19 protein-coding genes are annotated in these 26,043 nt (G+C 72.2%); 10 read left to right on the plus strand and 9 right to left on the minus strand.

What is annotated here, in order from left to right:
• Positions 1-82: 82 nt before the first annotated feature.
• The 6 genes from CC117_RS31565 (at position 83) to CC117_RS31590 (ending at position 6,462) form a co-directional block, all read left to right on the plus strand.
• Complete coding sequence (locus CC117_RS31565) at positions 83-1,114, plus strand: carbon-nitrogen hydrolase family protein (RefSeq protein WP_071091440.1); 1,032 nt, start codon at positions 83-85, stop codon at positions 1,112-1,114.
• Entirely contained in the window at positions 1,114-2,751 is a 1,638-nt protein-coding gene (locus CC117_RS31570; RefSeq protein ID WP_071091402.1) for an FAD-dependent oxidoreductase, read from the plus strand. Before CC117_RS31565 ends, CC117_RS31570 begins: the two co-directional genes overlap by 1 nt.
• Positions 2,748-4,022: an MSMEG_0565 family glycosyltransferase gene (locus CC117_RS31575; RefSeq protein ID WP_071091404.1), complete on the plus strand. Its 1,275-nt coding sequence runs from the start codon at positions 2,748-2,750 to the stop codon at positions 4,020-4,022. The genes CC117_RS31570 and CC117_RS31575 overlap by 4 nt, the downstream gene beginning before the upstream one ends.
• A 255-nt stretch (positions 4,023-4,277) precedes the next feature.
• Entirely contained in the window at positions 4,278-5,162 is an 885-nt protein-coding gene (locus tag CC117_RS31580) for an alpha/beta fold hydrolase (RefSeq protein ID WP_071091407.1), read from the plus strand.
• Between the two features lie 222 nt (positions 5,163-5,384).
• Entirely contained in the window at positions 5,385-6,020 is a 636-nt protein-coding gene (locus CC117_RS31585; RefSeq protein ID WP_071091410.1) for a phage holin family protein, read from the plus strand.
• Between the two features lie 157 nt (positions 6,021-6,177).
• Positions 6,178-6,462, plus strand: coding sequence for a DUF3618 domain-containing protein (locus tag CC117_RS31590; RefSeq protein ID WP_071091443.1), 285 nt, complete (start codon positions 6,178-6,180; stop codon positions 6,460-6,462).
• Positions 6,463-6,596: 134 nt separating this feature from the next.
• Here CC117_RS31590 and CC117_RS31595 read toward each other — a convergent pair whose 3' ends face one another.
• Positions 6,597-7,931: a DUF4407 domain-containing protein gene (locus CC117_RS31595; RefSeq protein WP_071091413.1), complete on the minus strand. Its 1,335-nt coding sequence runs from the start codon at positions 7,929-7,931 to the stop codon at positions 6,597-6,599.
• 303 nt (positions 7,932-8,234) lie between these two features.
• Between CC117_RS31595 and CC117_RS31600 the strand changes: the two genes are divergently transcribed.
• Positions 8,235-8,675 carry an SRPBCC family protein gene (locus CC117_RS31600; protein ID WP_071091415.1) on the plus strand — a complete coding sequence of 147 codons (441 nt, stop codon included), beginning with the start codon at positions 8,235-8,237 and terminating at the stop codon, positions 8,673-8,675.
• On the opposite strand, the gene CC117_RS31605 is transcribed toward CC117_RS31600, so the two are convergent.
• Positions 8,632-9,258: an ATP-binding protein gene (locus tag CC117_RS31605; protein ID WP_241830590.1), complete on the minus strand. Its 627-nt coding sequence runs from the start codon at positions 9,256-9,258 to the stop codon at positions 8,632-8,634. The two genes, CC117_RS31600 and CC117_RS31605, sit on opposite strands and share 44 nt — an antisense overlap.
• Before the next feature lie 367 nt (positions 9,259-9,625).
• Between CC117_RS31605 and CC117_RS31610 the strand changes: the two genes are divergently transcribed.
• Positions 9,626-12,241 carry a Tex family protein gene (locus CC117_RS31610; protein ID WP_071091446.1) on the plus strand — a complete coding sequence of 872 codons (2,616 nt, stop codon included), beginning with the start codon at positions 9,626-9,628 and terminating at the stop codon, positions 12,239-12,241.
• A 32-nt stretch (positions 12,242-12,273) separates the two neighbouring features.
• On the opposite strand, the gene CC117_RS31615 is transcribed toward CC117_RS31610, so the two are convergent.
• The 7 genes from CC117_RS31615 to CC117_RS31645 all read right to left on the minus strand — a co-directional run bounded on the left by CC117_RS31615 (position 12,274) and on the right by CC117_RS31645 (position 22,382).
• A complete protein-coding gene (locus tag CC117_RS31615; RefSeq protein WP_071091421.1) occupies positions 12,274-13,164 on the minus strand; it encodes a polysaccharide lyase in 891 nt (296 codons plus the stop codon).
• A 206-nt stretch (positions 13,165-13,370) separates the two neighbouring features.
• The gene (locus CC117_RS31620; protein WP_084133081.1) at positions 13,371-15,542 is read right to left on the minus strand and encodes an acyltransferase family protein; all 2,172 of its coding nucleotides are present in this window, start codon (positions 15,540-15,542) and stop codon (positions 13,371-13,373) included.
• A 1-nt stretch (position 15,543) separates the two neighbouring features.
• Positions 15,544-17,082: a right-handed parallel beta-helix repeat-containing protein gene (locus CC117_RS31625; protein ID WP_084133082.1), complete on the minus strand. Its 1,539-nt coding sequence runs from the start codon at positions 17,080-17,082 to the stop codon at positions 15,544-15,546.
• The gene (locus tag CC117_RS31630) at positions 17,079-18,401 is read right to left on the minus strand and encodes a glycosyltransferase family 2 protein (RefSeq protein ID WP_071091424.1); all 1,323 of its coding nucleotides are present in this window, start codon (positions 18,399-18,401) and stop codon (positions 17,079-17,081) included. The genes CC117_RS31625 and CC117_RS31630 overlap by 4 nt, the downstream gene beginning before the upstream one ends.
• The gene (locus tag CC117_RS31635) at positions 18,398-19,579 is read right to left on the minus strand and encodes a Rossmann-fold NAD(P)-binding domain-containing protein (protein ID WP_084133083.1); all 1,182 of its coding nucleotides are present in this window, start codon (positions 19,577-19,579) and stop codon (positions 18,398-18,400) included. The genes CC117_RS31630 and CC117_RS31635 overlap by 4 nt, the downstream gene beginning before the upstream one ends.
• A 777-nt stretch (positions 19,580-20,356) precedes the next feature.
• Positions 20,357-21,754 (minus strand): DUF5925 domain-containing protein, encoded by a 1,398-nt coding sequence (locus CC117_RS31640; protein ID WP_071091426.1) that lies wholly within the window; start codon positions 21,752-21,754, stop codon positions 20,357-20,359.
• Between the two features lie 172 nt (positions 21,755-21,926).
• Positions 21,927-22,382, minus strand: coding sequence for a hypothetical protein (locus CC117_RS31645; protein WP_071091429.1), 456 nt, complete (start codon positions 22,380-22,382; stop codon positions 21,927-21,929).
• Between the two features lie 404 nt (positions 22,383-22,786).
• Between CC117_RS31645 and CC117_RS31650 the strand changes: the two genes are divergently transcribed.
• Together CC117_RS31650 and CC117_RS31655 are read left to right on the plus strand one after the other, a co-directional pair.
• A complete protein-coding gene (locus CC117_RS31650; RefSeq protein ID WP_071091432.1) occupies positions 22,787-23,947 on the plus strand; it encodes a BadF/BadG/BcrA/BcrD ATPase family protein in 1,161 nt (386 codons plus the stop codon).
• Between the two features lie 1,065 nt (positions 23,948-25,012).
• On the plus strand, positions 25,013-26,043 hold a 1,031-nt coding region (locus tag CC117_RS31655; protein WP_198542055.1), incomplete at its 3' end, for a hypothetical protein.

Consider the following 26,043-nt stretch of genomic DNA (forward strand, 5'->3'; position numbering starts at 1 on the left):
GATGGCCCGGTGGGGACCAGGGGCGTGTCCGAACTCTCCCATTCGCGAGTTCCGACACGAGGAAGGTGCACCAGTGAGCACAGTGCGCCGCGGGGACCCGGTGGGCGAGCGGGAGCAACCCGCCCGCCCACCGGTGACGATCGCCGCGGCGGCCGCTCCGTTTGTCCGTGACCTGGACGAATGCTTCGCCCGGATCGGCCGGCACATCGACGCGGCCCGGCAGCGCGGGGTGGATCTCCTCGTGCTGCCCGAGGGCGCGCTCGGCGGCTATCTGCATGGTCTGCCGCCCACCGCGGACGACCTGCGGCCGTACCGCGGCCCGGTCATCGAGCTCGGAGACGGGCCGGACGGGCCGCCGGGGTGCCTGGGGCGCGTCCCGGGCGCGGGTGACCGGCAGCGAGGCGGGCCGCCGGCGCTCGACCCGGACGGCCCGGAGATCGCGCGGCTCGCAGCGCTCGCCGGAGATATGGTGGTCTGCGCCGGATACACGGAGCGTGACGGCCGGTACCGGTACAACAGCGCGGTGTGCGTGCACGGTGGCGGCGTCCTGGGCCGGCACCGCAAGGTCCACCAGCCACTGGGGGAAGGCCTCGTCTACGAGGCCGGGCGCGCCTTCACCGCGTTCGACAGCCCACTCGGCCGGATGGGAATGATGATCTGCTACGACAAGGCGTTCCCGGAGGCGGGGCGCAGCCTCGCCCTCGCCGACGCGGCGATCATCGCCTGCCTGTCCGCCTGGCCGATCTCCCGCACCCACCCGGCCGCCGACGTCTCGGAGGACCGTTCCCTGCACCGCTTCAACCTCTATGACCAGGTCCGCGCGCTGGAGAACCAGGTCGTCTGGGTGTCGGCGAACCAGACCGGCGCCTTCGGCACGCTGCGTTTCGTCGGTAGCGCCAAGGTCGTCCACCCGGACGGGTCGGTGCTCGCCGCGACCGGGCCGGAGGAGGGCCTGGCCGTCGCCACCCTCGATGTCACCGCCGCGCTCGGCGCGGCCCGCGGCGGGATGAACCTGCTGCGGGACCGCCGCGGCGCGAGTTACTCGCCGCAGTGCCTGCTCGCCGGCGAACCGTACGACCCGCGGCGTTCGCAGCGCGCCCGGGCCACCTTCTGATGCGCACCGCCACCGCCGTCGTCGTCGGCGCCGGTGCGTCTGGCCTGGTCACCGCCCTGCTGCTGGCGCGGCGCGGCTGGCAGGTCACCGTGCTCGAACGCGACGTCGACGACTGCCCCCGCGCCCTCGCGGACATCGCGGACTGGCATCGCCCGGGTGCGACCCAGACCTGGCACTCACACGCCTTTCTCGCCCGCTGCCGGTCGCTGCTCGCCGAGCACGCACCGGACGTCCTCGCCGCTCTGCGCGCCGCGGGCGCGCGGGAGACCCGCCTGGTCGAACACGCACCGCCGACCCTCACCGGTCCGCTGCCCGGCCCGCCCGGCGGCGGCGATGACGGCGATGGCGATGGCGACGAGCTGGTCGTGCTCGGGTGCCGCCGCGCGGTGCTCGACTGGGTGCTGCGCGATGTGGTGGGCCGCGAACCCGGGGTGATCCTGCGGCCGGGGGCACGGGTCGTCGGCCTGCTTGTGGCGGGCGGACCCGCCAGCCCGGGCCGGGGGCCGTTGCTGGTCCGCGGGGTGCGCCTGGCGGACGGGTCCAGCTGCGAGGCCGACCTGGTCGTGGATGCGGCCGGGCGGCTCTCACCGGTGCGCCGCTGGCTGGTCGACGCCGGCGCTGACCTGCCCGCCCCGGCCGAGGCCGACTGCGGCATCGCCTACTACTCACGTTTCTACCGCCGGCGCGGCCCGGAGCCGGACCTTCCGTTCAACCGTGGGCACACCGCCGGGGCGTCCTTCGACCGCTACTCCTGCCTGATGTTCCCGGCCGACAGAGACGTCTTCTCGATGACCTTCGGCGTGCTTCCGGAGGACACGGAGATCCGGGTACTGCGCCACGGTGCGGCCTTCGACGCGGCGGCACGTTCCATCGACATGTTCGGGCCGTGGCTCGCTCCCGGCCAGGTCGAGCCGGTCTCGCCRGTGAGCGCGATGTCGCACCTCACCAACCGGCTGCGGCCGCTGGTGCCCGGCGGTCACCCGGTGGTGCTCGGGCTGCTGCCGGTCGGCGACGCGGCGGTCATCACCAATCCGGCCCACACCCGCGGGGTGACGCTCGCCGTACTCGCCGCTGTCCGCCTGGCCGAGACGGTGGGGGCGTCGCCCGACCCCACCATGTGGGCCCACACGCTCGACGAGGTTCTGCGCGCAGAGTTCGCCCCCTGGTTCGAGGATTCGTGCGCCCAGGACGCCGCCCGCCTGCTGCGCTGGCGCCCGGCCGGGCCAGGAGGGCCTCCCGCCAGCCAGGCCGGGGTGGCGGGAGGCGCACCGCCGACCGGTTTCACGCCGTGGCCGGCGGCTCCGGCCGCCGTCGCGGCGGCCCGCGGGGGTAAGGACGCTCCGTCGGTCACCAACGGTGAGGCGTACCTGGCCGCCCGCCGGGATCCCTGGGTGTGGCGCCGCTTCACCCGCCTGCAGAACCTGCTGCTTGCGCCCTCGGTGCTGGCCGATCCCGAGTTCGTCGCCCGGGTGCGCGCCGTGCTGGCAACGGACTGGCGCCCGGCAGTCGTGCCGGGGCCCAGCCACGACGACCTGGTCGGCCTCGCGGCCGACGCGCACGCCCACCTGCCCGACGCTCCAGGCAGACCGAACCCGGCGGGCGTACCGGGCCAGCCAGGCATGCCGGAGCGCCGATGACCGCGACGGGGGACGGGCCGCTGGCGGTCGCACTGCTCACCTACTCCACCCGGCCGCGGGGCGGTGTGGTCGCCACCCTCGCGCTGGCCGAGGCGCTGGCCCGCGCCGGGCACCGCGTCGACCTGTGGACGCTCGCCCGCGGTGGCGACATCGGCTTCTTCCGACCGGTCGACCGCGCCGTGCGGATCCACGCGGTGCCGTTCCCGGACGTCTCCGACGAGGCGGTCGGGCCGCGCATCCTCCGCTCGATCGCCATCCTCGGCGAGGCCTTCGCCGCGCATCGGCACAGCGCGGCACGACGCCACAGCACGGCACAGCACCACAGCGCGACACAGCAGCGCAGTGCAGGACAGCAGCACGAGGTCGGGAGCTGGTACGACGTCGTGCACGCCCAGGACTGTCTCTCCGCGAACGCGGTGGACGACTGCGTGCGCACCGTCCACCATCTCGACAGTTTCACCACTCCCGAGCTGGTCGCCTGCCACGAGCGCGGGCTGCGCCGCCCGCACACGCACGTGTGCGTCTCGGCGGCCGTCGCCGCGGAGCTGGCGGCCGGCTGGGAGATCACCGCGACCGTGATTCCGAACGGGGTCGACGCCGCCCGCTTCACCGCGGCAGCAGATCCGGGGGGGCCGGCTCACGCCGCTCGGGAGCGCTGGCGGGCCCGCCTGGGCCGGTATGTCCTCGCGGTCGGCGGGATCGAGCCGCGCAAGGGCACCGCGGACCTGGTCGAGGCGTTCGCGCGGCTGCGCCCGCGGCAGCCGGGGCCGGTCTCACTGGTCCTCGCCGGTGGGGAGACGCTGTTCGACTACCGCGACTACCGCGATCAGGTACTGGCCCGCGCAGCCAGCCTGGGCGTAGAGCCGGTCGTCCTCGGTCCGGTGCCGTACGAGGAGCTGCCCGCGCTGGTCGCTGCGGCGGATGTGTTCGCGTTCCCGTCCGCCAAGGAGGGTTTCGGGCTGGCCGCGCTGGAGGCGCTGGCCGCCGGGGTCCCGGTGGTGGCACGTGACCTGCCGGTCCTGCGGGAGGTGCTGGCGGGGGCCTCCGCGGCGGGTGCCGTGCGGTTCGCCGCGGAGCCGGCGGGGTTCGCATCCGCGCTGGACGGATACCTCGATGCCGCCGAGCCGTGGCCCGACCGGCCGCCCGACCCCGCGCGGGTGGCGGCCGGGCGGGCGCTCGCCCGTGGCTTCAGCTGGGACGTCTCGGCCGCCCGGCATGTGTCCCTCTACCGTGCGCTGGTCCGGGCACGCTCCGCGGCACCGCCGTCGTGAAGCCCGGGTATCGCGGTCCGGGCTGGCTACGCAGGGTCCCGCAGCAGCGAGGGCCGGGCGACCGGCCGCGGGCCGCGGCGGCCGCGCGGTGCCCCTGGGTTCCGGATCAGATCGGGTCCGTCTCCGGCGGCGAGTCGGAAATACGACGAATCCGCCACCGGGGCGAGGGACACCGGCGGGAGCCCGTCCACGGTGTTTCATCAAGGAAGCGGCGGTCGCCGAGAACCGCAACGACGAGCCGAACGGCAGACATGGATGTATGAGGAAGCACCGGCCTGGTTCGAGGCCGCCATCGACACGCGTCCCGAGCGACTGGAGGCCGAGGTCGACGGGACGACCGTCAGCTACCGGTGCTGGGGGCGGGTGGACGGGCCCGGGATCGTGCTCGTGCACGGTGGCGCGGCCCACGCCGGCTGGTGGGACCACATCGCCCCGCTGATCCCGGCGGAGTACCGGGTCGTCGCGCTCGATCTGTCCGGCCACGGTGACAGCGGGCGGCGCGACGAGTACTCGCTGAGCACGTGGGCGTCCGAGGTCGTCGCGGTCATCGACCACGCGGGGATCACCTCGCCCCCCATCGTCATCGGCCACAGCATGGGCGGCTGGGTGACGATCACCACCGCCGCCGAGTACCCGGACCGGGTCGCCGGCATCGTGCTGATCGACTCGCCGGTGCAGGAGTCCACCCCGGAGGAGCGGGCCGCCCGCGAGCGGACCGCGTTCGGCCCGCTGCGCGTGTACCCGACGGCGACCGACGCGCTGGCGCGGTTCCGCACGGTGCCGGCGCAGCCGAGCAGCCTCCCGTACATCATCGATCACATCGCCCGGAACTCGATGGGTGCGATGCTGGGCGGCTGGGCCTGGAAGTTCGACCCGAACGTGTTCGGCAACCGGACACCCTCCCCGGAGGTCCTGCGCAAGGTCCACTGCCGGGTCGCGCTGTTCCGCGCCGAGAAGGGCCTGGTCACCGCTGACATCGGGCATCTCATGTACAACCTGCTGGGCCGGGTCGCACCGGTGATCGAGATCCCGCTCGCCGGGCACCACGTGATGCTCGACCAGCCGTTGTCGCTGGTCACCGGAATTCGCACGATCCTCGCCGACTGGCAGCACTCGTCTCCGCAGGAACGCGCCGACTGACGGCGACGCGGACGGCGACGGCGACCGGCGACGGCGGCGCCGGGCGCGGGTGTCGGACGGCACCGGGAAAGCCGGTCGAGATGCCCGGCCGGGAAGACCCGGGTCTGCATCGACGGAGCCGGCGACGGTTTATCCGGCCACGGGCGGGCATCCGGGTCTACACCGACCAGCGGGGAAATCACCGGAGGGCTCCGGGACCGGCACGGTTGAGAGGGAGACGGTATGACCAGCGCACTCGCCCGCCAGCCGACGACACAGACCACGCCTCCGGTGGACCGGACCGGCGTGCCTGACGACGCCGAGATGACCGTCAGGACGCCTGTCGACGGCTCCGCCTCGTACCCCGAGGTCGCCGCCGTCTCGCCGTCGGAGACCCGGACCGGCACCGCCGCGACCGCCGGGCCGCACACCCCGGTGACCAGAACCCAGCCCGCTGCTACGCGGAGCACGGTGACGCAGACCACCGAAGCCGCCCCGGGCCACGCCTCATCCACGGGCCAGCTGGTCAGCGAGGTCGCGAACGACGTCTCGACGCTGTTCCGCCAGGAGCTCGCCCTGGCGAAGGCGGAGCTACGCGAGGAGGCGACCAAGGCGGGCAAGGGCGCCGGGATGTTCGCCGGAGCCGGTGGCGCCGGGTTCTTCGCCCTCGTGTTCATCCTCCTCGCGGTCATGTTCGGGCTGGGCTCGGTGATGGCACTCGGCTGGGCGGCACTGATCGTGGGTGTGCTGCTCGTCGCCGCCGCGGCCGTCCTCGCCCTGATGGGCCGCCGGACGGTGAAGGACGTCCACCCTGCGCCCACCCAGACGGTGGAGACGCTGCGCGAGGACGTCCAGTGGGCACAGAACCGCCGGCACTGACCCCCAGCACCGCAGCAACCGACATCCAGTGGGCGCGCAGTCGCCGGCACTGACCCCCAGTACGCCGACAGACCCCCAGTACGCCGGCAGACCGGCCGGCCTCCAGCAGGCGCACGCCGCCGGCACCCATCCGTCGACCGCCGTCAGGGAGGCGACTGTGACAAGCCCGAAGTCCGACGAGATCCGCTCCGAGATCGAGGCGACCCGCGCGCAGCTTGGTCATGACCTCGACGAGCTCTCCGACCGGATCAGCCCGCAGAAGGTCGCCGGGCGCACCGCGCAGGGAGTGAAGACGAAGGTCACCACCGCCAGCAGCGCCGGCAGGGACAAGGCCCGGGAGAACCCCCGCGCCGCCGGCACGGCGGCAGGCGGCCTGGCCGCCGTGGGCCTGCTGACCTCGATGATCGCGCGCCGCCGCCGGCGCCGCCACCGGGCCGGCTGACCGACCTGACCGACCTGGTCGGGGCCGTCAGGCCGACCGTCGGGCCGACATCATCGGTCTGGACGCCGCCGGCCCCGGGACTGTTGGTCCCGGGGCCGGCGGCGTAGGCGCATGGATGACGGCCAGGGCGGTGCTCACGGCCCCAGGGAGGCCGGCGGGGTCTGCGGGGCCGTCGCGATCGGGGCTCCCGGCACCTGCTGGGGCCCGGTACCGGACGGGTCGCGCGGGACCGGCTCGCGCGAGACCATCCCGACGGCGTCGCGCGGCAGGGTCCCGGACGGTTCGCGCGGGACCGCGACGATGCCGTGCCGGGCGCGCACCTCACGCAGCCGGGACTGCTGCTCGGCGCTGATCTCCGCCTCGGCGAGGCGGCCGTCGGCTGTGTCCGCCGTCCAGCGCACCGCCGATTCGACGCCGTCCCGCCGGAGCTGGTAGTCCTCCCAACGGGCCGCCAGCCGCGCGGCGACCACCGGCGCGAGATCACGCCGTTCGCGGGCCGTGTGCCCCACCTGCAGCGCTGCCACCTCGGTATCGGTCTCGTCCCGCCAGCGGGCGAGCCGCTCACGGCGGCGGTAGGAGGTCGCGTCGAGCCCGCGCTTGAACAGCAGCGGCGCGAGGTCCACACCGAGAAGCAGCAGGGTCAGCAGCACCCGCCACACCAGGACCGACCTGTCCTCGGTGGTGAGCCGCCAGAACGCCTTCTCCCGCATGAGCAGGTCGTTCGCCGCGCCGCTGGTGCCGGCGGCGGTCGTCGCGAACGCGGCCCGGTCCTTCTCCTGGCCGGCGCGGAACTCGTCGAGACCCGCCTGGGCGGCGTTGCGCAGACGGGCCGCCTCGGTGACCGCGCCCGTGGCCGCGGCCAGCTCACCCAGTTTGATCTCATAGACCGGCCCGGCGCCCCCCAGGCAGGACGGACCGCCGGTGAGCTGGCAGTTCACCTCGGCCGTCTTCGACTCGACCAGGGCGTTCGCGGCGTCGAGGCGTTTCTGCTTGGCCGCGAGGTCCGCGGTGCGGGCGGCCAGCTCGCCTTCCTGGTTGACATCCCAGGCGGCCAGCATGCGGCCCGTCTCCTCCTGCTGGATCTCGGTTACCCGGGCGGCGATGGACGTCTCGAAGATGCGCAGCAGGACGGCTTCGCCGACGAGGACCGCGCCGCATATCGCGATGAAAACCCGGACCGTCATCGAGAAACCCGGCCGGGTGGTTTCGACGGTGCCGTCCTTGCCGTAACGATAGGACGTCTGGGTGAGCAGGACGGAACGGTCGATGAAAAATATGAAAAGGGCGTAGAAGAGGCCGTAGGGAAGCGCCCGCGCCATCCCGGTGCCGAATCCGACGGCGGCGACCGTCGCGCCGGCATAGGTGGCCAGCACCGCGGTCAGCAGCATGAGTATGCCGGCCGTGACGAACCGGGCCCGGTCGACCGGAGGGAGGAAACGGGCCTGTGCCCCGGCGAAATACACCAGCATGTCACCCGCGGCCCGCAGCGGCCCGCGGCGCGGAACCGGCTCTCGCGTATCACTGGACGTCTGCGGAGAATGTGGCACAGGACCCCCGTCCAACCGGCATGACACAGCCTCGGCTGCCTTCTCCCGATCGGGTCACGCGCCGCGGGTCGCGCCGCCGGGCAGCGCGGTCACATTAACGGCCGACCGGCGTTCCCACAATTCGCGATCGGATGCCGCCGACGAGGGGCCGTCCACGCGGTTATGTCGGGCCGGGGATAGTCTCGGCTTTCCGGGTGGACGCATCGAGGGAGGGACGGAGTCGCGATGGCGCGCATCAGTGTCGAAGTGGAGCGGACTGTGGGCGGGGCACCGGAGCGTGTCCTGGGCCTGCTCGCGGACTATGCCGGCACCCGGGCCCAGCTGTGGCCGGAGATGATCACCGACTACCGAGTGGTCGAAGGCGGCGAGGGTGCCGGCACCCGGATCGCCTACCGCCTGCACGCCACCAAGAAGCGCATCCGCGAGGTGGAGGCGCTGGTCAGCGCGCCCTCGGCGGGCGTCCTGCTGGAAGCCGACCAGCGCTCGTCCCTGCGCACGCAGTGGTCGGTCCGCGCGGCGGGCGCCGGCGGCAGCACCGTCACGGCGCTGACAACCTGGGACGGCGCGGGCGGTGTCGGTGGCTTCTTCGAGAAGACCTTCGCGCCGATCGGTATCCGCAAGCTCAGCAATGCGGTGCTGGACGGGCTGGAGGCCAGGCTCCGCTGATCTCCGCCGGGTGCGTCGGGTGTGCCCGGTGCATCGGGTGCGTCGGCGCACGGCCGGCGTCCACCGGATCCGTTTCGGCGCCGGCCCCCGCGCGGCCGCTCTCCACACCGCCGCTCCCGTCACGGCCGCTCTCGATGCGGCCGCTCTCGATGCGGCAGTGAAGGCGCACGATGGTGCCGGCGGGCGACGAGCTGAGCTGGACCAGGTCACAGAGCTGATGGGCGAGCCACAGTCCGCGCCCGCCCTCCGCGTCAAGGGCGGGAGGCCGCCGCCCGGCCAGCATGTCCCGTACATGACCCCGGTCGGAGACCTCGCAGATCAGCATGGCCTCCTCCACCCAGACGCGGAGCACACCACCACCGCCGCCGTGGCGCACGCTGTTGGTGAGGATCTCGTGGAGCGCCAGTTTCAGGTCGGCTGCCCGCTGCGGCAGCACACCCGCCCTGCTGGCCAGCACCAGGACCTGGCGGCGGGCGGCCAGCAGGTTGTCGGCGGTGAACGGCAGCCGGGTCACGGCCGCGTCCGACACGGCAGGAGCGGGCAGTCCCCCACCGCCGGAACCGTGCTCCGGAATTCCTCGCACAGATCCTCCGCCGCCGCAGATYCCTACCGAAAGTGACAGTTCATGCAGATTCGTTGACATGTCCCACCAGCGGATGCACACGATAATCCGTCGGGTAGGCGCCGCCGCCGGCGTCGGTGGGGACCGTCAGCGCCGTCACAGATCGTCCGGTCGCCAGGCCCGTCCAGCCGGCGGCAGTCGGCCGCAAAGGGTGGCAAAGGGCCCGGACCCGGCCAGGTGGCCGTGAACGTGCACACGGCGTCGCGCCCGGGGTGCGGCCTCACCCCGAACGCCACGGGCTATCCGGCGAGAGGGATTATCAGAGGTAACAGCCCCCGGGAGGATCCGGYGGGGACGACGAGGACACAGGCAAAGGCGGTTGCGGATCGTGACGACGGTGTCCGTCCCGGAGACGGTGACTGTCCAGGCGCGGATCGCCGCGGAGCTGGGCGTACGCGAGGGGCAGGTGACCTCCACGATCGACCTGCTCGACGGCGGGGCCACCGTGCCGTTCATCGCCCGGTACCGCAAGGAGGCGACCGGCGCCCTCGACGACGCGCAGCTGCGCACCCTGGAGGAGCGGCTGCGCTACCTACGGGAGCTGGAGGAGCGACGCACGGCGGTTCTGGACTCCATCCGCAGTCAGGGCAAGCTCGACGAGGCCCTCGAAGCGCAGATCATGGCGGCCGAGACCAAGGCCCGGCTGGAGGACATCTACCTCCCCTACAAGCCGAAGCGCCGCACCAAGGCGCAGATCGCGCGTGAGGCGGGGCTGGAGCCGCTCTCCGACGCCCTGCTGACCGACCGCACGCTCGACCCGCGCGCGGCCGCCGAGGCCTACGTCGACGCGGAGAAGGGTGTCGCCGACGCCACCGCCGCGTTGGAGGGCGCCCGCGCCATCCTGGTCGAGCGGTTCGCCGAGGACGCCGATCTCATCGGTGACCTGCGCGAGCGGATGTGGTCCCGTGGTTACCTCGTGAGCAAGGTCCGCGAGGGCAAGGAGACCGACGGCGCGAAGTTCGCCGACTACTTCGACTTCGCCGAGCCGTTCACGAAGCTCCCCTCCCACCGCATCCTCGCGATGTTCCGCGGAGAGAAGGAGGAGGCGCTCGATCTGACCCTGGAGCCGGACGAGCCCGGCGACCCGGCGGAGCCGCCCGTTCCCGGCCCGACCGACTACGAGCGCCRCATCGCCGAACGCTTCGGCATCGCCGACGAGGGCCGGCCCGCCGACCGCTGGCTGCTCGACGCGGTCCGCTGGGCGTGGCGCACCCGCGTCATCGTCCACCTCGGTGTCGACCTGCGGATGCGGCTGTGGACGTCCGCCGAGGACACGGCGGCCCGGGTCTTCGCCGCGAACCTGCGAGACCTGCTGCTCGCCGCCCCCGCGGGAGAGCGGCGCACGATGGGTCTCGACCCGGGCTTTCGGACCGGGGTGAAGGTCGCCGTCGTCGACGCCACCGGCAAGGTCGTCGCGACCGACACCATCTACCCGCACGTGCCCGCCCGCCGCTGGGACGAGTCGATCGCCTCCCTGGCCAAGCTCTCGGCGGCGCACAGCGTGGATCTGATCGCGATCGGGAACGGCACCGCCTCCCGGGAGACGGACAAGCTGGCCGAGGACCTGATCCGCCGGCACCCGGACCTGAAACTGACCAAGGTCATGGTCTCCGAGGCCGGCGCGTCGGTGTACTCCGCCTCGGCCTACGCCTCGCAGGAACTGCCCGAGCTGGACGTCTCGCTGCGTGGCGCGGTGTCGATCGCGCGGCGGCTGCAGGACCCGCTCGCCGAGCTCGTCAAGATCGACCCCAAGTCGATCGGGGTCGGGCAGTACCAGCACGACCTGTCCGAGACACGCCTGTCGTCGTCGCTGGACGCCGTGGTCGAGGACTGTGTGAACGCCGTCGGGGTGGACGTCAACACCGCCTCGGCGCCGCTGCTCGCCCGGGTCTCCGGGATCACCGGCGGCCTGGCGGACAACATCGTGCGCCACCGTGACAGCAACGGGCCGTTCCGCTCCCGCACCGGCCTGCTCGACGTCCCGCGGCTCGGGCCGAAGGCGTTCGAGCAGTGCGCCGGCTTCCTGCGCATCAGCGGCGGCGACGACCCACTGGACAGCTCCAGCGTGCATCCCGAGTCCTACCCGGTGGTCCGGCGCATCCTGACCGTCGCCGGAAGTGATCTGCGGACGCTGATCGGCGACGCGAAGACGCTGCGCTCGCTGAAGCCCACCGACTTCGTCGACGACACCGTCGGCCTGCCGACCGTGACCGACATCCTCGCCGAGCTGGAGAAGCCCGGGCGCGACCCACGACCGGCGTTCAAGACCGCCGCGTTCACCGAAGGCGTCGAGACCCTCGCCGACCTGGTGCCGGGCATGGTCCTCGAGGGCGTCGTCACCAACGTCGCCGCCTTCGGCGCCTTCATCGACATCGGCGTCCACCAGGACGGCCTGGTGCATGTCTCGGCCATGTCGAAGAACTTCGTAGCCGACCCCCGCGAGGTCGCCAAGCCCGGCGACATCGTCCGGGTGAAGGTGCTGGACGTCGACATCCCCCGCAAGCGGATCTCGCTGACGCTGCGCCTCGACGACGAGCCGGGTGCCGCGGACGCGGGTGGCCAGAACTCCGGCGAGCGCCGGTCGGCACGCGGCGGCCGGGGCGGAGCGGGTCGCGGCGGGAGTGGTGGCGCCGGTAGCGCCGGGACCGGGACCGGGGCCGGGGCCGGGCGCGCCTCCGGCCGCGACGGCGGCCAGGCCTCCGGTGGGACGTCCGGTGGCCGGGGCGGCGGCTCCGCTGGCCAGCGCGGCGGCGGTCAGCGGGGCGGCAGCGGCGGCCCGGGTGGCGGCGGCAACCGCGGTGGTGGGCAGCGCGGCGGCGGTCAGCGCGGCGGGCGGACCGACGGTGCCATCGCCGACGCGCTGCGCCGGGCCGGCCTGGTGACCGGCGACGAGGTCACCCTCGGCGACTCCGGCCGCGACAACCGTCGCCGCGGCCGCCAGTAAGCCCCGACGGCTTGCTGCGGGGTCCCGCCGGATCAGCAGGTTCCGGCGGGACCAGCCTCGATGAAGCGGTCCGAGACCACGAAGGTGGCGAAGTCCGCGTACTGGTCGATCGGGCTGGCCCAGCTGAGGTCGTCGCCACCGAAGAAGGTGGAGAAGAAGACACCGTCGATCCGCAGCGCTGGCGTGCTCCGGAAGAGCATGCCGTCCTGGTGGAACACCCCGCGGCCGTCGACCCAGACGGTCACCGACCCGTCGGCCCGGCCCGGGGTGTTCAGCCGCACCCGCTGCTGGATGGCCGCCCAGCGACCCGGGACGAATTCCCAGGTACCCAGGCCGAGCGTCGTCCCGTAATCGCGGGAAAGTGGGAGATACGCGTAGATCTGTCCTTTCCCACCGTCACGCCACATGTATCTGGTCGAGAATCCGTTGGTACCGTCCGGGGTGTGCCCACCGGCCACATGTGTGCCGCCGAAGAGTCCGGGGAGTTTTCCGCCGCGGGCAAACCGAAAACCGCTCTGGAAACGGACGCGATAGCTCAGGAAGAGGTCGTCACGCGGCCCGCCGCGGAACAGCAGGTAGGCCTGCGCCCCGCCGGACGGCGCTCCGTCCTCCTGCACGGACAGCTGGCTGGCCGAGCCGGCCGGGTAGCGGACCCGGATGGATCTCCACCCACAGCCCGGGGCCGGTGTCCGCACCGCCACATCGTCGAGGCCGAACGCTCCGCGCCGGCGGATGACGAGCTCGTCCCCGAAGAAGCTCTGCAGGTGCGGAGCCACCGGTAGCGGCCCGGCCGTCGTGGCCAGGCGCACCGCCGGTTCCCGGCCGCGGCCGCCGTCACGGCCGCCATCGGACGTGCAGCCGCCGGCCCCGGCCGCGCCGAGCAGTGCGACGATGGCGACGGCCCGCCGCGACGGTGCGCTCACCCGACGACTCCCCCTGATTCGCGCGTCCCGACGCGCGCGAATCCCCCGACCCGCGCGAACCGCCCAAGGACTTCCCGGCCGGCGTGCTCTCTTCGGCCGCGGGCAGTCTAGAACCCGCCCGGACGGCGTCCTGCGTATTCCAGGAACCGGCGTGCCGGTTGCTTCACCCGGTTCACCCGGTTCACCCGGTTCACCCGGCTGAACGGTCAGCCGGCCAGCCGGACGAGTTCCGGTCCGAGATAGGGCGCGAGCGCGGCAGAATACGTCCCGGTGATATGGCTCTTGTCGTAGTAGACGACGGTGTCGCCGATGATGGGCGGRCACTGGTCCCTCGAGCACAGCCACGGCACCGGATCCACCAGCATCGCCCCGCCGTCGAGCGCGCCACGGGTCTCGATGGCACGCTGGGGCTCGGTCAGCTTCGCCTCGGAGACCCGTACGACACACCGCCGAACATGCCCCGGGTTACGGGCCAGACAGTCCGGGACGTCGAAGCCGGGGTAKGGGGTGTCCGCGATCAGGACGACCTTGGCCCCGGTCGAGCGCAGTTCCCGCACCATCCTCGTCATGCCGCCGGCGCCGACCCGGATCGCCTCCGTCCGGGCCTCGGAACCGATCACCACCAGATCGGGCGCGAGCGTCCTGATCCGGCGCAGTGCCTCCGCACGCCAGGTGTTGCATTCGGTGTAGACACGCTTGAGGGTCTCCAGGACGAAGTTCGGGTAGTCCGCCGGCGGGCACCCGCCCTTCGTGTAGGGGACCAGCCGCCAGTTGTACCGACGACTGATGTCGTTCATCGCGTTGAACCACTGGTTGGCGTGCGAATCACCGAAGAGCACCACGGTCCGCCGGCCGGACGGGTCTCCGTACACGCAGTCGGTCGGGGTGCKGCTGGTGATCGACATGTAGCACCGGTTCGCCTTGTAGTCACTCGGCGCCTGGTCCAGCGAGGGCCGCAGGCCGGCCGGCAGCCCGGTGAGGTCGAGCGACTGCTCGATCACCCGGCTCAGGCCGGCGGACGCCCCTCCGCCCGCCGGCCCGCCGGCTGCTGACCCGCCGCTGGCATCAAGACGCGATGCCGGCACCCCGGAGCCGGTGGGCAGAGCGGCGAGCTGGACGATCACCAGGCTGGCGGCCACGGCGGCACCGATCGAGCAGCCACCGAGGCCGAGCCCCAGCACCGGCCGGCGGACCAGGGCCGGCCGGGACCGGACCGGCTGTTCGACCGCGTGGTAGGTGGCGACAGCGAGCAGCAGCGACAGCCCGACCGCGGCGATCTTCCCGGCGGTGCCGGGCTGTTCCCCGGTGGCCTCCGGCCACAGGATCAGCACCGGCCAGTGCCAGAGGTACCAGGAGTAGCTCACCCGTCCCATCAGCTGCCAGGGCCGCGCGCGCAGCAGCAGCTCGGCGCCGCGCGGCGGAGCGGCGCACCCGCCGGCGATCACGAGCGCGGACCCCGCCACCGGCAGCACCGCTGCCAGCCCCGGATAGGGCGTGGCCTCCCCGAACATCGTGGCGGCGACCATGATGCCGGCCAGGCCGAGCCAGGTCAGCTGGGATGACAGCGCTCGTGGCATCCGGGCGAGCCCCGGTGCCGCCAGCGCGACAAGGGCGCCCAGCGCGAGCTCCCAGGCCCGGGTGTGGCCCCCGAAGTAGGCCCAGGGGGCCGACCGCGGTGTGATGACCGCGCTGAGGGCAAGCGATGTGCCCGCCACCGCGACCAGCAGCACTGCCACCGGCCCGGCCCGGTGCCTGCGCACCGGGCCGGCCAGCGCCGCCGTCACGATCAGCAGCAGCGGCCACACGGCGTAGAACTGCTCCTCGACCGCCAGGGACCAGAAGTGCTGGAACGGTGAGGGCGGCCCGTCCGCACGCAGGTAGTCGGTGCCCTCCTGGGCGAGCCGGATGTTGATCGCCGAGACCGCGGAGAGCGCGGCGTCGACCCCGGTGGAGTGGATGCGCAGCGGTGACATCCACCGCCACGCCGCCAGCATCGTCGCCACGATCACCACCGCGGCCGCCGGAACGATCCGGCGGGCCCGGCGGGCGTAGAAGCCGGCGAGCGAGATCCGCCCGTGGGTGGCCCGCTCCGTGACCAGCTGCCGGGTGATGAGGAACCCCGAGATCACAAAGAAGACGTCGACGCCGACGTAGCCACCGGGAAGGGCGAGCCCGGAATGGCCGAGCACGACCAGGATCACCGCGACCGCGCGCAGGCCCTCGATGTCCGGGCGGAACCTCCGCAGCCGCCCGTCGCCCCCGGCCACCTCCGCGGGTGTCCCGCCGGCAGCCCCGTCGACGACACCCACGGACGCTCCGTCGGTCGTGTCCGGCGAGGTCCCGCCGTCCGCCACGCCCGGTGGCACACCGACTGTCATCTCAGAACCTGGCGGCCAGAGCGGGGCGGCCGCCGTGACGGGCCCGCCGCCGCCGCGCGAGCCCGGTGACGCCGCTGAGCAGGAGCAGTACCGCCGGCACGAACGACCAGATACCGACCAGCACCCGGGATCGCCACTGGCTGCCGTTGTCCCGCAACGTGTTGCCGGCCAGGTCGACGCCCTGCGCGGCGAGCTGGTTGTCGGCCAGCGTGTTGCCGCGGACCTCCAGGTTCTCGCGCTCCCCGCGGGCCTGTATGCCGACCCGGTTGTCGACGATCCGGTTGTCGGCGATGACGTTGTGCGGCGAGGAGGCGAGCACGATCCCGTCGCCCCGGTTCCCGGAGGAGGTGTTGCCGACGATCCGGTTACCGGTGCTCGAGGCGTCCATCATGATGCCGTTGAGGCGGTTGTCCCGGGTGATGTTCCCCTCCACCACCCCGCCGGTGACGAAGTCGGAGAAGATGATCCCGTGCCGGCCGTTGCGCTCGCTGACGTTGTGACGCACCGCGATTCCGGTCGAGTGGCTGTGCGGGTCGACGCCGTAGAGCGTGTTGTCGTGGAACCAGTTCCGTTCGATCGCCACGTCTCGAGCATGGTCCGTGTACGTCCCGATGAAGCTGTGATCAACCTCGGAATGGGTCATGCTCCCCGTCGACCCGTCGGACCAGGAGACACCGTAGGAACTGTTCCAGTCCCGCCCGAGATAGCTCAGGTGGCTGCGTGTGATCACGAGGGTCGCCCGGTTCGTCGCGACGATGAACGGACGCCGCTCGTCGACGGCCAGCAGCAGCGGGTCGCCGCCGGGGACGTCCGGACGGACGGACACCCCGTCCAGGGTGAGCCGGCCGCCGTCGACACCGAGCAGCACCCCCCGCCGGACGGTCAGCACCAGCTCCCRCACCGGCGCGCTGATCGTCAGCTCGGCGCCCGGTGAAACGACGAGTGCGGCGGACGCCGAGACCCGCCCGTTGCCGTCATCACTGATCCAGGACGGGTCGTCGACGGCGCGAACAACGTCCATCAGGCCCGTGACCGGGTGCGGAAGTGGGATGCTGCGCACCAGCTCGCCACCGGCGACCAGGGCGATGTCGCTCGTACGCAGCGCGATCCCGCGGATGTCCGGCGAGGGCCGGCCGGTGGCGACGTCGATCGTGTTCGGGGGCATCCCGAGGATCACGTTGCTCAGCGGATCGAAGGACGGCGTGTAGGCGTGCCGGTGGAAGAACTCGGTCGTCGAGGTCAGCTCGCGGTAGTCACGGCCGACCGTCACGCTGAGGGTGACCGCGCTGAGCAGGGTCATCACCGCCAGGAGCAGGTACACGCCGCGGCGGCGGGCCCGCTGGCGGCGCAGCAGCTCGGCGGCGAGCGCCGGGTCCGGCCCGCCGCTCGGCAGGCTCAGGGTGCTCGCGGCGCTCAGCGGCCCGGTTCGGCTCAGCGGTCCCGTCCGGCCCAGCGGCCCGGTCTGGCCGCCGTGGCTGAGCTGGTCGGTCTGACCACCGTGCCCGCTGTGGCCGGGGTGGCCGGGGTGGCTCGTGGTCATCGGTGTCGCTCCCCACCGGTCGAGGCCGGCACCCGTCCGGTGCCGCCTGCGGCGGCGTCGCCGCCATCGCCGCTGTCGCCGCGGTCCCGCTCACGCTGCCCGCTCGTCGCCGCGGTCTTGGCGATGACCTCGAAGCTGCGCGGGTTGCCCATGTAGAGGGTGGTGATCAGCGCGACGATGGTGAACGTCGCGGTGACCGGCGCGAGCACGACGGCGGCGAGGGACTGCAGGACGCGGTTGGTCCAGAACTTCGTGCTGCTCACCCCGGGCTGGCGCAGGCCGGCGTTGACCCAGCCACTCAGCCCGAAGTTCACCAACCAGACCACGAGAGAGCACCAGAACAGCGAGTGCGCCCAGCCTGAGACCTCGATCGTGTCCGTCAGGATCAGCACGATCGCCGACCCGGACGCGAGGAAGGTGAACAGGCTCAGGAAGTACCGCACCGCGATGCGGATCGCGGCGCCGAGCGGCAGGACGTCCCGGTTCACGATGGCGTGGATGTTTCCCCACATCCACCGGCGACGCTGCTTGAAGTACGCCTTCCAGGTCCACGGTGACGTCAGCTGGATGTACTCGTGGAAGAAGCCCCAGCGCAGTCCGGCGGCCGCGGCGTTGCACCCGAAGGTGAGATCCTCGGAGGCGAAGATCCGCCAGTTCCAGGTGACGGTCCGCTCCGTCTTCCCCGTGATCGTGAGGCCCTCACCGTGCACGAACAGCGGCCGGCCCAGAATTCCCTGGAAAGACGAGCAGTAGGTCATGYAGTTATGGAAACGCAGGTCGTCGATGTGGCTGAGCAGGAAGTGCGCGAAGGGCCCTCGGCCGTAGTCGATACGCGGTGCGGTGACACCCTGGCAGATGTCGTAGTCGGCCGCGTAGGCAGTCTCCAGATACTCCCAGGTCGGCGAGGTGTCATCGTCCAGGAACGTGATTTTCGTGTCGGCCGTGTMGTAGCCGAGATGCTGGCGGACGATCCGGCTGAACTCCAGGGCACGTGCCTTGTACTGGGCGACGCAGGTGAAGTCCTTCGGCACGGTGATGACCCGGTCGGCCTCGGGGTAGATGTCACCGTTCCCCGGCTCGTTGGTCACCCAGATCTCATAGTTCATCGTCATCGGGAAGGAGCGGATCTCCCGGATGATCTCGTTCACCCGGTCCTGTTCCCGGCCGACGGTGGTGATCTGGATGATGTAACGGGAGAAGAGGTCCCGGTTCTGCCGGAAGGTCGTGTGGAACCACCATTCCCCGGCCGCGAGGATGAAGATTTCGATCATGGGCCGCAGGAAGGCGACAAGCAGCAGCCAGGGCAGCACGGCCCTCATCGCGGGGTGCCTTCCGCCGAGTCCGGTCCGAAGGCCTCGGCAGCCGGGCCGAAGCCTTCGGCGGCCGGAGCGGGACGCTGATCCACCGGCCAACCCGCACCTGGCGGCACCGACCCGGCGGACAGGACCGCGGCCCGGTCGATCACGCCGATCCGGGCGCGGGCATGCAGCGCATCCAGGTGGTCCGGCAGATCACCCCCGTCCGCGCGGTCCGCGCGGACGGACCGGTCCGACCGATCCGACCGGTCGATCCGTTCAGGCCGTCTGCCACGGCCCCGACCCAGGCCGGGAACGTCGTCGAGCCCGTCACTGCCAAGCAGGTCGAAGCGGTCGAGGAACCGGGTGTTCGTCTCGATGACGGAGCGGAGGATCGGCAGGTCCACGCCGACGCCCGCCGCGAACCCGAGGAAGGCCATGGTGTCCTTCGGCAGGCAGACACCGCCGTACGGTGCGCCGCCCCGGATGCCGTAGCCGGGGTTGAAGGAGGCCTCCGCCGAGCGCGAGACCGTGTCGGAGATGGCGTCAAGGTCGAGCTGGAGCCGCTCCGCGACGGTGTGCATCTCGTTCCAGAAAGAGATCTTGGTGGCGTTGAAGATGTTGTGCGCGCACTTGACGAACTCGGCGGCCATCGGGTCACCGAAGATCCTGACCGGGCCACCGAAGGGCGCGAGCAGTTCGGCGAGCCGCTCCTGGACACGCCGGTTCCTTGCGCCGATGACGGTCATCCACGGCCAGCGAAAATCCTCGGCCGCGGACGCCGCACGCAGGAACTCGGGATTGCTTGCCAGCAGGAAGCCGTCGCCCTGGCGCAGGCCGGACTCCTGCTCCAGCAGTGGGCCCACCAGCCCCTCCGTGGTGCCCGGGTCGACGGTGCTGCGGACGACGACGGTGTGCATGCCGGCGGCGGAGCGCAGGGCCCGGCCGACCGTACGGGTACCGGCGACGAACGCGGAAAGGTCGTACCGGCTGCCGGCGTTCGGGGTCGGCAGCGTCAGGAAGACGAAGGAGTCCGGTTCCGCGTCAAGATCGAGGTCGAGACGGGCATCCAGACCGAGCCCGGCGAGGAAGGAAACCCGCTCCGGCGCGACGTCGATGAATGTCACCGTGTTCCCGGACTCGAGCAGCCCTCTGCCGGTGGCCGTTCCCACAACGCCGGAACCAACTACAAAGATTCTCATTATCTCAAGCTCCTTGGGGCCGCTCCGGGCGTGCGCGATGGGCACGACCCGGCGGTGTCGAGCGATGGCGGACGAAGACGTCCGAAACTGAGCGGAGGAGGGCATGGCTACGCCGCCCGATCCGCTGGTCGTTCTTCTTGGACCGTGCCGTGTCCGTGGAGACGGGCATGGCGGTCGTGAGGCTGAGTCGGGTCAGGCCGAGTCGAACGAACGCCCGAAGGACGACCGTCTAGACGATGATTGTCGAGACGATGAAGCCGCATCGCGTGTGGCCCGCCCGGCCAGGCACACGACACCGGCGCCGACGGTCTCCCGCGGTCGCACTCGGCAATGCCTACGCACAGGAACCCGTGCGCACAGGAACGAGGACCCGCCCACCCCGGCGCGGTGTCACCAGTACTTTCCCCAGTGGATTTCGGTCGGACCCCAGAACCGACCCCCCAGACTCCTATCGACTGATGATTGAACGAGAACAGAGCATCCCCAAATGCCCGTCCCGGCCCTGGAAGAGTAGTCGAAAACACCCCGCCGGTCACCGAAGTACGACAGCGGGCGTGTTACGCCGACCTGCCGCACCACATTCATCTCGAGAAGCACCGGCACCGTGGCCGCGGGCAGATGAATCCGCCCGCGGCCACAGCGATCATTTCACGCATTCCGCCGGACTCCGGAGCCGCCCATATTCGGGAATGATTCAAAAATTCATCCGATATCGGCATCGGGTGCCCGCGCGGAAACCGTCGTGGCCGGACGGCGGACGGCAGGCGGCAGGCGGCGTCAGAGGTAGAGGCCGGTGTGGCCTTCCTTCTCCTGCGCGGCGGTGGGCAGCCGGCCGTCGCGCAGCGCGAACAGCTCCGCCAGAGTCATGGACGAGGCGACCCCCGTCCCGCTGCCGAGCCAGGCGATCGCCTCGTCCCGTGGCAGCGCGCCGACCTCCACCTGGGCCAGGCAGCGGCCCGGGCGCACGATGGCCGGGTGCAGGCGGGCCAGCGGCTCGTTGGTGGTGAGTGCGACCAGCACCTCGCGACCCTGGCCGACCAGGCCGTCGGTGAGGTTGAGCAGCCTGGAGAGCGCCTGGCCGGAGACGCTGCGGGCATCGCCCCGCAGCAGCTCGTCACAGTCCTCGACGACCAGCAGCCGCCAGCGCCGTCTGGGCCGCTCCTCCGCGGCCGGGGCATCCGGAGCGGGCGGCGCCTCCGGAGCGGCCGGCGCCTCCGGGGCACCTGAGGAAGCCGGCGCAGCGGGTGGCTCCGGAGCAGGCGGCGCGGTCGCTGCCTCGGGCGTGGGTGAGGGTGAGGGCTCCGGGGAGGCCGGAGAAGCCGGCGCCTCCGGCACGGCCGGAGCCGCGGTGCCGCCGGGGGCTGCCACGGTGGTCTCGGGCCGCGTCTCGCCCGGGCCTGGTGCGCTGGTCAACGCGAGGCTCTCCCCGTCACCGTCCGTCGGGTCGTCGTCGTCCCCGTCGTCCGATCCGATCGCGACCTCCATCAGATACCCGGGGTCGCCGAACAGCGCCTCCGGGTCGAGGACGCAGTCGACCTGGCACCAGCGCCGCCACTCGTGCGCCATGGCGCGCAGGATCGTCGTCTTGCCCGTTCCAGCTGGGCCGTGCAGCAGGATCAGCCGGCCCACGAGCGCCTCGGGGCGCATGCCCATCAGCCGGTCCAGCGACTCCAGCGACGCCGACGGGTAGTTGCGCCGGATCGACGGCCACGCCGTCGTGGCGGCGCGGCGGGTGATCCGCGTCGGCCCCCGCTGCGCCGACAGGTACCAGAAACCCATGGTGACGGTGCCCTCGGTGGCGGACTCCGCCGCCGCCTGACGCACCACGCCGTCCAGGACGGTGCGGGCCAGCTCCTCGCTGACCGCGGTCACCAGCACTTCTGCGCTGCCACCCCGCCACCGCACCGCGCGCACCGTCCAGCCGTCGCCGGTCGCGAGGCGGGAGTCGCGCGAATCCTCCACCACGGTGCGCACGACCTCGGCGTCGACAGGCAGCAGGCTCGCGCCCGGCCGCAGGCGGTCGATGCGGACGCTGCGGGCCCAGGGCTGGTCACCGCTGGTGAACGGTCCCAGTGCCAGCGCGTCGACGACGTCGTAGGGCGTGTCCGAGTCGTCGAGAGYGACGACGAAGGGAAGCTTGGCCCCGGCACCGCGGCCTGGTTGCTCACTCCTCACACGATCGCCGTTGGACGTTGGCCCCTGCCGTGGAATGGACACGAGACAGATACTCGGCGACGAGTGCTCCCGGCACCACCTGGTTTCCCTTTTCCGTCTCGGAAGCAACACGACGGTCCACGACAGTCCGTGATGTGCCGAATCACCGTCATCGTGATCGTGATGGCATCGGCTACGCTTCCGCGCCGGGGCCCGGGGCGTCCGGCGCCGCCCGGCCCGTACCGCCGGCCGTCGCGGTCACGGTGCGCAGCACCGCGGTCAGTCGGTCCCATCCGACGAGCAGGGCGGCGCTGTTCTCCCCGGCCGCCTGGTCGGACGCGAGCTGATGCAGCGTCTTCACCGCCGCGTAGAGGTACTGCGGCCGCGGCCGCCAGGTGGTGAGCTGCGGATACGTCTCCCCCAGGGCCTGGTGCAGGACCCGGCGCAGCGGCGTCTCCGGGGTTCGGCGTGCCGGGTCGAGGTGAAACAGGATCGTCGTCGCGGCATCGACCTCGTCCGCGTCCGGCAGCCAGGCGAAGTCCCGCAGGGCGGCCTCGGCTTCGGTGAGTGCCTCGTCCACGGCGGCGACGGGATCGCCGTCTCCGTCGGGCACCGGCGGCGGCGCCCAGTCGTCGTCGTCATCGGTCACCGTCCTACCGTCTCCTTCCGCAGCCAGCACAGGACGTCGAGTGAGCGGGCACACAGCGGGACACAGGTCCCGCCCGGGCAGGACTGACATCCCGCGGCATCGGCATGYGCGACGGGGACACTCACCAGCATCAGCCGCGTCACCGCAGCACCGACGGCCGACGGACGGCCTGGGCGGGTCAGGGCTGGACGTCCGGTCGGGGGCCTCGTACGCCCACCGAGGAGCCGGCGGTCGCCCACCGGAAGGCCACACACGGGACCCGCCGCTGCTGGCACTGTCCGGCCTCCGCAGCCGGGGGCCGGGCGACCGGCACGATGCGGAGTGACAGGGCCACGCGAGAGCGCGCTCGCGGGAACCAGCCAGCGCCGCCACCGGCCTGGCGCGACGGGATTGCGAGGCAGCAGGTGCACAGCCAACAGCCGGCGAGCACGACACCGGAGATCACCACACCGGAGAGCCTGACCCCGCTGATCAGGCTGCCGGCAGCGCTCCGGCCGCCCGCGCGCGGCGCCGACCGGCAGCCGGCCGGGCCGGTCTCCTTCCTCCTCGGTGTGGACGGCGGCGGAACCAAGACCACCGCCGCGGTCCTCGACCTCCGCCGCGCCGCGCTGAGCACGTTCACCGCCGGGCCAAGCAACCCGGACGTCAACGGGCTCGATGTGGCCGCGGAATCGATCACGGAGGCGGTGCGCGGCGCACTCGACGCGGCGGGTGCCTCCGCGGGCGACCTGGGTGGGGCGGTCCTCGCGATCGCCAGCGCCGACTCCGAGGAGAACCAGGCCGCGCTCCGCGATCGGCTGCCCCATCTCGCCCGGGTCGAACACGTGCTGGTGCTCAACGACGTCGTCGCTGCCTGGGCCGCCGGCACCCTGGGCCGGCCCGGCGTGGCGGTCATCAGCGGCACCGGCAGCAACACTCTCGGAGTGGCCGCCGACGGCCGGACGTGGCGCTGCGGCGGCTGGGGGCATCTGCTGGGCGACGAGGGCTCCGGGCACTGGATCGGCCTGGAGGGGATCCGGGCGGCAGTGGCCTTCCGCGACGGCCGGGCCCCGTGGTCGGCCATCGTGCCGCGCCTGCTCACCTTCTACGGCCTGAGCCAGGTCGAGGACGTCGACGACCTGGTCTACACGACCCTCGACAAGTCGGGGATCGCCGCGTTCGCCGCGGAGGTCGCCGCTGCCGCGGCAGGCGGCGGCCAGGACGGCGCCGATGCCGGCGACGGCGGCGGCGACCGGAGTGACGAGGTGGCCCGCGGGATCCTCGCGGAGGCGGGCCGGCTGCTGGCCGAGCAGACGCTCACCGCCATCACCCGAACCGGTCTCACCGGAGATTTCCCGGTCGCGATGGTGGGCGGCGCCTTCCGGTCCGGGCCCGCTTTCCTGGATGCGTTCACCGCTCACGTCACCGCCGGCAGCCCGGGCGCCCGCTTCGTGTGGCCCACGATTTCGCCGGCCACCGGCGCCGTGCTGCTGGCCGCCCGACTGACGGCCACGGAACAACTGGTCGACTGGTCGACGCTGGCAGCTGCGCCGGAACCGGCGCCGGCCGCGCATTCCGTTCGGTAGGCGGGAAGCTCGGGCGAGGGAGCTCTGGCGGCTGTCCATTCGGCGCATCACCGTCCGGTGTCGCCCGGCCACGCAGGCAACAAATTTCGGGCACCTTCCRCCGCATCAGGGTCACCCGGCGCGGAGAAGCAGCCACCTTTCTGCGCACCCGGGCGGCCGATGGCGACCCATATATCAACGACGGGAAAGCATGGCGGCGGACCGGCACCACCGCGCCGCGCCAGCTGAGAACCACTTGTCGCTCCGGCCGGGCGGGCACCACCCGGCCCTGGCCGGAGGGCCCACATCCGGTGCGTCGCGCCCCTCGGGGTGGTCACCGGGCCACCTCGCGGTGTCTTTCGCTGTCCGCTGCACCGGCCGCGAATTCCGATGTTTTCCCAGGTCAGGGCACCAAACATGATCTATCCTGGCTCTGGCGACGGAGTGCTACGGCGCGATTACCCCCGTTCACGGGGTGTCCATCCGGGCTGGCTGCTCCCACGAGTGGGCCACGCACCGGCACCAGGGCCAGGTCAGCGCGAACCACTCCGGTACCTACCCGAACTTGCCTACCCGGAAGTGCCGATAAATACAGGTCCGCGGCTGGGATGCCGCCATCCCCCCGCATCCCGGCGGGCTCCGCCCGGCCGAAGATCGCTGACGGTGCGGGATCGCGCGGGCACCGAAGGCCGCCGACGCGAGGGCGTACCAGATCCCCGCATTTCGGACAAACGGCGACGTCATGGCCCGGAAAATGCCTGTCAGGCAACCGAAACCGCGATCAGGCCTCTGGTTCGGGCGATCTCCGTGATGATCGAAAGAACTCCATCGATCATGCGCTCGGACCCCTCGGCAGCACGCCGGCCGCGCAGTACGCGAATAGCGCGGACGAGCACTCGGCCGGTTTTCTGGTCTGCACCCGATGAGTCGCGGGTTAACAAGACGTTGGTAGCTTTCTGCCTCAGTCGAGACTGACCGGCAAACGCTGATCCGCACCTTGCGCCGCCACCCCTCCCAGAATCGGTGGTTCGACGGGCGCCGTCGGCGAGTGTCATGGCGACTCGTCATAGTCAGGGAGAGGGATTCATGCGTATCAACAGAATGCGGGCCGTCACGGCCGGTGTTCTTGGGGCAGCGCTGACCGCGGCGGCGATTCCCGCCTCGGCCGAGCCCACGCCGACGGCAGGCGCCACCAATGACATCACCGCCGGCATCTTCGCCACCCCGGAACCGACCTGGCCCACCGAGACCGGAATCTCGGTGGACCTCGACCCGACCACATCCCCCAGCGCTACTCCCAGCGGCAGCCCGAGCCCCACCGTGGCCGCGCCGCCCGCCCCTGGTGCCGTGATCACCAGCCCGTCGTCGACACCCGTCGGCACCGGGGACGCGACACTCGACCAGTTCCTGTCCCTGCTGCCGTTCCGCATCCCCTTCGACCGGGATATCAACGGCATTGAGGACTTCGAGACCAATCCGCTGGTCCTGAGCTACACCTGCACCGCGCAGGGCCCGCTCTGGAAGGTCAGAAATCGGTCCGACGAGACCTTCGGCTTCGGCTGGTTCGACACCAGTCAGGGGTCGGGCATCTCCACCATCAGGCCCGGCGAGTCGATCGAGCTGCCGACTCGCGCCCTGGCCGTGATCGCCTCGCCCTGGAACGCGAGAACCGGAAGCCTGCTCGTCACCGTCCCGGCTGTCGGGGTGTCGACCTGCGCGGTCGGACCCGGCGGCATCCCCGTCCCGGCGACCACCGGCGCTGCCGGCGGCGGGGTCGGCGGGGTCGGCGGCACGCCCACTCCCGGAGTGGGCGGCGTGGGTGGCGGCGGTACATCCACTCCCGGAGTGGGCGGAGGCGGCGGAGGCGGGACTCCCGGCGGCGGCGTGGGCGGAGCAGGCAGCGGAGGGACCCCGGGGGGTGGCACCGGCGGAGGCGGTGGCACGGCCACGAACGCGCCAGGCGGGGCCGGCGGCGGGGGTACTCCCGGTGGCGGCGTTCCCGGCGGCGGCTCCGGCGGCGGAGGCACGGGCAGCGGCGGCGGCAATGGTGGCGGTGGCAATGGTGGTGGCGGCGGCGTTCCTGGAGGCGGAGGAGGCGGGACCGGCAGCGGCGGCGG

It is taken from the genome of Parafrankia colletiae, assembly GCF_001854655.1.
Taxonomy (GTDB): Bacteria; Actinomycetota; Actinomycetes; order Frankiales; family Frankiaceae; genus Parafrankia; species Parafrankia colletiae.